The organism is Quadrisphaera sp. DVD1, from assembly GCF_058932755.1.
This window is the reverse complement of record NZ_JBZYWI010000146.1, coordinates 1-7,540: the sequence shown is the minus strand read 5'-3', so window position 1 is coordinate 7,540 and position 7,540 is coordinate 1. Positions and strand designations below refer to the sequence as shown.

Below are 7,540 nucleotides of genomic sequence, written 5' to 3'. Positions count from 1 at the left end.
CGGACCCACGACCGCGGCCAGGTCGAGCAGGGAGCGCTGCAGGGGCTCGGCGGTGACCATCCCGGCGGGCAGCAGGGCGTCGACCGGCGGCGCGCTCGACGCCGACCACCCTCCGGCCTCGGTGACCTTGGCCGGCATCGACGTCGTCACCACGAGGCGGCCCGGGTCGTCGGGGTCGGGGCCGACGTCGAGCACGGACGCGCCGACGGGCATGCCCCCGATGCAGGCGAAGACCTGTCCCTTCTCGACCTTGGTGTCCTGCAGCGGCGCGCTCCAGGTCCACGTCTGCTTCCCCTCGGCCCCCGACGCGCCGCGCAGCTCCAGGCCGCCGAGCACGGTGCCGTCGGCGATCGCCGCGCCCGGACCCTCGACCGAGACCTCGCCGGCGACGCGGAAGACGTCCTGCCAGACCGCCTTCTCCTCGCGCACGTGGTAGCCGAGCTGACCGGCCAGCAGCCGCCGGGCCTCGTCGGCGGGGTCCTCCAGGGGAGTGCCGGGGTCGTGCGCGCCGACGAGGGCGGCCGCGGCCTCGGCCAGCGCCTCGCGCAGCGCCGCCCGCGGGCTGGGCTCGGCGTCGTCGTCGAGCAGGGCGTCGGCCGGCTCCTCGACGACCAGGGGCTCGAGGTCTCCCGAGGCGACGGCGTCGGCGCGCAGCCGGAGGAGGTAGTCCCGCAGGTCGCGGGTGGAGTCGCAGTCGACCCGGTTGTAGCGCTCGATCTCGGCCAGCACCCGCTCGTCGCCGTCGCGCAGGTACGCCTCGTACTGCTCGATGCTGTCGCCCGCGGTGGCCACGGCCTCGGTGCGCACGACGTCGTAGAGCTTCTCGACCTTCTTGATCGAGTACGACGGGATGCCGGCCAGCAGCCCGCCGCGCACCGCGGCGTAGAGGTCGACGAGCACGCCCTCGCGCAGCCACGCGTCGACGACGTCGCCGCGGGTGGCGTGGGCCCCGGCCAGGCGGGTCAGCGCCGAGCGCTCGTAGGGGGCGTAGTGGTAGACGTGCATCCCCGGGTGCTGGGCGCGGCGGGCCTCGACCCAGTCCACGAAGGCCGCGAACGCGGCGCCCTCCCCGGCTCGGTCGTGCGCCCAGAACGGGGTGAACGCGTCGCCGTCGTGCGTGGCGCCGAAGAGGTACTCCAGCCCCGCCGTGCGGGCGCCGGAGGACGCGCCCGGGGGCGCCCCGGCGGGGAGCTCGACGTAGTGGGGGTCGCCCTCCATGTCGAAGAAGACGTCGCCGGCGTCCGGCTCGGGCAGCAGCCACAGCCCCGGGCGCACGTCGCGCGCGCGCACCGCGCTGGGGTGCCGGCGCACCTGCACGGGGATCCGGCCGCTCTCGCGCGCCTGCACCTGCAGGCGGGCCTGCTCGCGCAGCTGGGCGAACGCCGCGGCGGCCAGCCCGGGCGGGGCCTCCTCGGCCTGCGCGAGCGCGGCGGTGGTGCTGATCCCCGCGGCAGCGAGCTTGCGGGCCTGGTCGCGGCGCATGCCGGCGACGAAGCCGAGGTGGTCCTGGCGCTGGCGCGCCTGCCCGCAGGGGGAGTCGTCGGCGCAGACGCCGCACCACTCCACCCGCGCGCGGAAGCTGGGGTGCAGCACGTGCCGCGCGGGCAGGCCCGCGAGCAGGTCGGCGAGGTCGGCGAGCTGGCGGCGGGCCCACGCGGCGGCGCTGCGCGCGGGGACGTCGAGGACCCGCCCGTCGCCCAGGTGCAGCCGCACGTCGTCGGCGACCGGCACCCCCGCGGCGGCCAGCGCGTCGCGGTAGAGCATGGTCTGGAGCACGGCGCTGGGCTGGACGCTGCGCGCGAGCTTCGCGTCCTCCACGCGCCAGGAGCCGTCGGGAAGGCGGACGAGGAAGTCCGGCCGGCCGACGAGGAGCATCCCGGGGTGGCGCTCGTCGAGGACGCCGGCCTGCAGCACCACGTCGGCGCCGCCGTCGGCGAGGACCTTGAGGGTGCGCTCGGCCAGCAGCCCCCACGCGGTGGTGTCCGTGGTGACGCCGGAGAGGTCGGTCACCGCGAGGCCGGCGTCGCAGAACGCCTGGACCACCGCGGCCTCGTGCTCACCGCCGCGGACGGCGACGGCCTCGGAGACGGCGGCCGCGCCGGCCACCTCGACGCCGTGGGCGCGCTGGTAGGCGCTGACGGCCCGGTGGGTGCAGGTGCTGGCCTCGACCACGTCGCTGGGGCTGCACAGCAGCTGACCGCCTGAGACCCGCATCGCCCGTGCTCCCCCGCCGTCCGACACCGGCTCCAGGGCCGACGCGGTCGATGCTGCCGCACACCCCCGTCAGAACGGGGCGAAACGGGAGGATCGGAGGGCCGGTGGGACCGCCCGCCTCATCCCTCCAGGACGGAGAGCACGTTGCCGGCGGGGTCGGTGAACCAGGCGATGGCCGGCCCCCGCCCGCGCCCGACCCCCCGCTCGTCCTGCCCGAGGCCCTCGTACCGCTCGGGCGCCACGCCGCTGCGGGCCAGCTCGTCGACGGCGGCGTCGACGTCGGCCACGACGAGGTTGAGCACCGTGAAGGTCGCCGGCACGTGGTCGGCCTTGGGGTAGGCCATCACCTCCTGCCCCCCGGGCAGCGACAGCCGCAGCAGGCCGCCCATCTGCTCGTCGACCGCCACGGGCAGCCCGAGCACGTCCGCGTAGAAGGCGCGGGCGGCGTCCGCGTCGTCCACCGAGAAGCTGCTGAAGGCCGCGCTGACATCGAGCATCGTCGTCCCCGTCCGTCCCGCCAGCGGCGCCGCTGGTCACCAGGGCAGACCGGGAGCGGCCCGCGGACTCATCGCCCGACCCATCCCGCGCGGTGCCCGGCCGGGGTGTCTACGGTCGTCGGGTGACCGACGAGAGCGGGAAGGGCGTGCTCGGGCTCCCCGAGGGCGTCACCGCGTGCCTGTTCGACCTGGACGGGGTGCTGACGAACACCGCGGCCGTCCACAACACCGCCTGGACGCGGATGTTCGACGACTACCTGCGCGAGCGCGCCGAGCGCACGGGCGAGCCCTTCGTGCCCTTCGACCCCGGGCCGGACTACGCGACCTTCGTCGACGGGAAGGCGCGTCCGGACGGCGTCCGCAGCTTCCTCGCCAGCCGCGGCATCGAGCTGCCCGAGGGCTCCCCCGACGACGGCCCCGACGCCGAGACGGTGCACGGGCTCGGCAACCGCAAGAACGCCGAGCTGCTCGCCACCATCGACCGCGACGGCGTCGAGGTCTTCGAGGGCTCGCGGCGCTACCTCGAGGCCGCGCGGGCGGCCGGGCTGCGCCGGGCCGTGGTCTCCTCCAGCGCCAACACCGCCCACGTGCTCGCGGTGACCGGCCTGGCCCCGCTGGTCGAGGCGCGCGTGGACGGCGCCACCCTGCGCGAGCGGCCCGACCTGAGGGGCAAGCCGGCCCCCGACACCTTCCTCGAGGCCGCGCGCGTGCTCGGCGTCGAGGCGTCGCGGGCCGCGGTGTTCGAGGACGCGCTCTCCGGCGTCCAGGCCGGCCGCGCCGGCGCGTTCGGCCTCGTCGTCGGGGTCGACCGGGTCGGGCAGGCCGACGCCCTGCGCTCTGCGGGCGCCGACGTCGTCGTGCGCGACCTCGCCGACCTGCTGGGCGGCGACCGGTGATCGGGCCGTCGGTGCTCGCGGTCGAGCCCTGGCGGCTGCGCGAGGCGTCGCTGGACCTCGAGCTCCTGGCCCAGACCGAGTCCATCTTCGCGCTCTCGAACGGCCACATCGGCTTCCGCGGCAACCTCGACGAGGGCGAGCCGCACGGCCTGCCCGGCACCTACCTCAACTCCTTCTTCGAGCAGCGCCCGCTGCCCTACGCCGAGGCGGGCTACGGCTACCCGGAGGACGGGCAGACGATCGTCAACGTCACCAACGGCAAGCTCATCCGGCTGCTGGTGGACGACGAGCCCTTCGACGTCCGCTACGGCCAGCTGCACTCCCACGAGCGGGTGCTGGACCTGCGGGCCGGCACCCTGACCCGCGAGGTCGACTGGACCTCCCCCGCCGGCAAGCGGGTGCGCGTGCGCTCGACCCGCCTCGTGTCCTTCACCCAGCGGGCCGTCGCGGCGGTGGAGTACGTCGTCGAGGCCGTCGACCCCGTGCGCGTCATCGTGCAGTCCGAGCTCGTGGCCAACGAGGCGCTGCCCGTCGCCCGGCGCGACCCGCGGGTGGCCGCGGCGCTGGAGAACCCGCTGGTCGCCGTCGAGCGGGACGTCGGCCGCGCCAGCACGATCATGATCCACCGCACCCGCGAGAGCGGGCTGCAGATGGCGGCCGGGATGGACCACGACGTCGACGCCCAGGGCCCCGTGGAGGTGGAGACGCACGCCTCGGACGACTGGGCGCGCACGACGGTCCTGTCCACGCTCGAGCCGGGCCAGCAGGTGCGCGTGGTCAAGCTCATCGCCTACGGCTGGTCGGCGCTGCGCTCGACGCCGGCCCTGCGCGACCAGGTGGCCGGGGCGCTGACCGGCGCGCGCTCGTCCGGCTTCGCCGGGCTGCTGGCCGAGCAGCGCGACTACCTCGACGCGTTCTGGGACGCCGCCGACGTGCAGGTCGAGGGCGATCCGGAGATCCAGCAGGCCGCCCGGTTCAGCCTCTTCCACGTGCTGCAGGCCGGTGCCCGCGCCGAGGGCCGGTGCATCCCCGCCAAGGGTCTGACGGGGCCGGGCTACGACGGCCACACGTTCTGGGACACCGAGGGCTACGTGCTGCCGGTGCTGACCTACACCGCGCCCGAGGCGGTGGCCGACGCGCTGCGCTGGCGCCACTCCACCCTGGAGCTGGCGCAGGAGCGCGCGCGCGAGCTCGGCCTGGCGGGGGCGGCCTTCCCGTGGCGGACGATCCGCGGGCAGGAGACGTCGGGGTACTGGCCGGCGGGCACGGCGGCCTTCCACGTCAACGCCGACATCGCGGCCGCGGTGGAGGGCTACCGCTGCGTCACGGGCGACCTCACCCTCGAGCGCGAGATCGGCCTGGAGCTGCTCGTCGAGACGGCGCGGCTGTGGATGTCGCTGGGCCACCACGACCGCGAGGGCCGCTGGCACATCGTCGGCGTCACCGGGCCGGACGAGTACACCGCCGTGGTCGCCGACAACGTCTTCACCAACCTCGCCGCCGCGCACAACCTGCGCTCGGCGGCGGACGCCGCAGGACGCCACCCCGACCTCGCGCACGACCTCGGCGTCGACCTCGAGGAGACCTCCCGCTGGCGCGACGCCGCGGACCGGGTGCACCTGCCCTACGACGAGCAGCTCGGCGTCCACCAGCAGAGCGCGGGCTTCACCGAGCTCCCCGAGTGGGACTTCGCCGCCCGGCACGACTACCCGCTGCTCCTGCACGCCCCCTACTTCGACCTCTACCGCAAGCAGGTGGCGAAGCAGGCCGACCTCGGGCTGGCCATGGTGTGGTTCGGCGACGAGTTCTCGGCCGAGGACAAGGCGCGCAACGTCGACTACTACGAGCGGCGCACCGTGCGCGACTCCTCGCTGTCGGCGTCCGTGCAGGCGGTCACCGCCGCCGAGGTGGGGCACCTGGAGCTCGCCCACGACTACACCTACGAGGCCGCGCTCATCGACCTGCGCGACCTGCACTCCAACACCCGCGACGGGCTGCACATCGCCTCCCTGGCCGGCACCTGGATGGCGCTGGTCAACGGCTTCGGCGGGATGCGCCAGCGCCGCGGGGCCCTGTCCTTCGACCCGCAGCTGCCCGAGGGGATCACCCGGCTGCGGTTCTCCCTGCGCTGGCGCGCCCTGCGGCTGTGCGTGAACGTCGAGCCGCACCAGACGACGTACTCGCTGCGCGACGGGGAGGACGGCTCGCTCACCTTCCACCACGCGGGGGACGAGGTCACGGTCGCCGTCGGCGCGCCGGTGACCCTGCCGGTGGCCAAGCGGGTGCCGCTGCTGCCCCGCCCGCCCCAGCCCCCCGGGCGGGAGCCGTCCCACCGCAGCGGCGCATGAGGGCGCGACCGCCTCGCTGACCCGGAGGCCCGCAGGCCCTGGGCGTCAGCCGTCCGGCGGATCAAGGGCGGCCCGGCCCCGTCGATGTCCTGGTGTCCGCTCTCCGCGGTCGCAGGGGCGAGAGCGAGGTCACCATGGGCAGCACGCGCACACCGGGCGAGCGCCGCGACCCCCTGCGGGGGCTCTGGCGCCTCGTGCGCCGTCCGGCCGGCACGGTCGAGGGCATGCGCTGGCTGTACGCCCTCACCGCCGTGCTGGCGCTGCTGCTGAGCCTGCCCGCGGCGCTGACCGAGCCCACGCGCACCACGGTGGTGCTCACGGCCGTCGGCAGCGCGATCCTCGTCGTGTCGTGGACGGGCGGGTACCTGGCCCGGCGCTCCCCCCTCGCGCTGGACCTCGTCGACGCCGTGGGCATCGCCGCCGTCGCGGTGTCCTGCGCCGAGCCCGCCGTCGTGTTCAGCTTCGCCTTCTCGGGCCTGTGGTTCCGCTCCCTGTACGGGTCCGTGGCGCGCGCCGTCGTGCGCTGCGCCTTCTACGCCGCGGGGATCGGCAGCTGCCTGCTGCTGTGGCCGCTGGTGCACCCCGGTGCCCCGGTGCCCGCGGCGGCGCCGCTGCTCGGGACCTTCCCCGTCATGTTCCTCGTCGTCGTGGTGGGCCGGATGCTGGGAGCGAACCTCTTCGCCCGCGAGCAGGCGGCGCAGCGCGACGCCGCCCTCGTGGCCGCCGGCAGCCGCGTGCTGTCGACGACGGACCGCGGGGAGATCCTCGCCGCCGCCGGTGCCGGGTGCCTCGAGATCGCCGCCGCGACACCGGGGCTGCGACTCGTCGCGGTGACCCGGCGCGGCGACCGCCTGGTCGTGGACGGGACGGCCGGCGACCTGGTCAGCGCGCCCTCCACCCTGCCCGGCACCGTGCTCGGGCCGGGTCCCGACGGGGCCGCGGTGGTGGTCGACGCTGCCGCGCTCGACGCCGCGGTCGGCCGTCGCTGCGCGTGGCTCTGCGTCTCGCTGCCCGACTCGCATGACGCCTGGATGCTCTTCGGCACCCCCCGCGCGGTGCCGGAGGAGGCCGTCCTCGCCGTCCGCGCCCTCATGAACCAGGTGACGCTGGCGCTGCGCAACAGCCAGGTGCACGCCGAGCTCACCACCGCGGCGCGCACCGACGCGCTCACCGGGCTCCCCAACCGCTCCGCCTTCCACGAGGCCCTGGACGCCGCGGCGTCCGCCGACGGCGGCGTGGTGCTCTTCATCGACCTCGACGGCTTCAAGGCCGTCAACGACCGGCTGGGCCACCGCGCCGGCGACGCCCTGCTGCGCGAGGTGGCCAGCCGCCTGCGCCGCATCGTCCGCGCCGAGGACACCTGCGCCCGCCTGGGCGGCGACGAGTTCGCCGTCCTGCTGCCCGCCACGGCCCTCGCCGACGCCGAGGCGGTCGCCGAGCGGCTGCGCCAGGCGGTCAGCGCGCCGGTGCGGCTGGACGCGGAGGTCGTGCGCGTGGGCGCCAGCATCGGCCTGGCCGCCGCGCTGCCGGGCGCCGACGCCGACTCCGTCCTGCAGTGCGCCGACACGGCGATGTACGCCGAGAA

5 protein-coding genes are annotated in these 7,540 nt (G+C 75.9%); 3 read left to right on the top strand and 2 right to left on the bottom strand.

What is annotated here, in order from left to right; all coding sequences use genetic code 11:
• Both AC5FZL_RS13955 and AC5FZL_RS13950 read right to left on the bottom strand, forming a co-directional pair.
• Positions 1 to 2,214 (bottom strand): TM0106 family RecB-like putative nuclease (locus AC5FZL_RS13955; RefSeq protein WP_493619493.1); only part of this gene is annotated, 2,214 nt, incomplete at its 3' end.
• Between the two features lie 119 nt (positions 2,215 to 2,333).
• Positions 2,334 to 2,711: a VOC family protein gene (locus AC5FZL_RS13950; RefSeq protein WP_493619492.1), complete on the bottom strand. Its 378-nt coding sequence runs from the start codon at positions 2,709 to 2,711 to the stop codon at positions 2,334 to 2,336.
• Between the two features lie 146 nt (positions 2,712 to 2,857).
• Between AC5FZL_RS13950 and AC5FZL_RS13945 the strand changes: the two genes are divergently transcribed.
• From AC5FZL_RS13945 to AC5FZL_RS13935, 3 genes are all read left to right on the top strand, one after another.
• A complete protein-coding gene (locus AC5FZL_RS13945; protein ID WP_493619494.1) occupies positions 2,858 to 3,607 on the top strand; it encodes a beta-phosphoglucomutase family hydrolase in 750 nt (249 codons plus the stop codon).
• Positions 3,604 to 5,955, top strand: coding sequence for a glycoside hydrolase family 65 protein (locus tag AC5FZL_RS13940; RefSeq protein WP_493619491.1), 2,352 nt, complete (start codon positions 3,604 to 3,606; stop codon positions 5,953 to 5,955). The genes AC5FZL_RS13945 and AC5FZL_RS13940 overlap by 4 nt, the downstream gene beginning before the upstream one ends.
• Before the next feature lie 92 nt (positions 5,956 to 6,047).
• Positions 6,048 to 7,540, top strand: a 1,493-nt coding sequence (locus tag AC5FZL_RS13935) for a diguanylate cyclase domain-containing protein (protein ID WP_493619490.1), incomplete at its 3' end; no start/stop codon positions are given.